This is a genomic window from Streptomyces doebereineriae, from assembly GCF_031845645.1.
Taxonomy (GTDB): domain Bacteria; phylum Actinomycetota; class Actinomycetes; order Streptomycetales; family Streptomycetaceae; genus Streptomyces; species Streptomyces canus.
In genome coordinates this window covers 1-432 of sequence record NZ_JAVREZ010000394.1, presented here as the reverse complement: position 1 = coordinate 432, position 432 = coordinate 1, and the positions used below count along the sequence as shown (strand labels likewise).

The following is a 432-nucleotide window of genomic DNA, read 5'->3' as shown; positions in this document are numbered from 1 at the left end:
ATATGGGCGGGCTCGGTAGATCCGGAGGCGCTGCACCCCGGTGTCGTACCGCTGACCGCGCCGGAGCTGCCGCTGTGGCCGGCGGTGGCCGTGCTGGTGGGGCTGCTACCCGCGCTGGTCGCCCCCGTGCCGCCGACGGCCCGGGGCGCCGCCTCCGTACCACCGACACCACGCGGCCGGGGCTTCGAAGAACACGACCGTAGCGGCAAGGAGCAGGCGTGATCAGGTTCGAGCAGGTCTCCGTGCGGTACGACGGGACGGACCGGCCCACCCTGTCCGGCGTCGATCTCGCGGTGCCGGAAGGGGAGTTGGTGCTGCTGGTCGGCCCGTCGGGGGTCGGCAAGTCGACGCTGCTGGGGACGGTCTCGGGGCTCGTCCCGCACTTCACGGGCGGGGTGCTGAGCGGGCGGGTCACGGTGGACGGGCGGGACA

General features: G+C 73.8%; 1 protein-coding gene and 1 pseudogene. Both read left to right on the top strand.

From position 1 onward, the window contains the following. Nucleotides 1-222: pseudogene (locus RNB18_RS52470) on the top strand (energy-coupling factor transporter transmembrane protein EcfT); the annotation flags it as partial. Further along, nucleotides 219-432: ATP-binding cassette domain-containing protein (locus tag RNB18_RS52465; RefSeq protein WP_311721113.1), on the top strand; the 214-nt coding region annotated here is incomplete at its 3' end. The pseudogene RNB18_RS52470 and the gene RNB18_RS52465, both read left to right, overlap by 4 nt.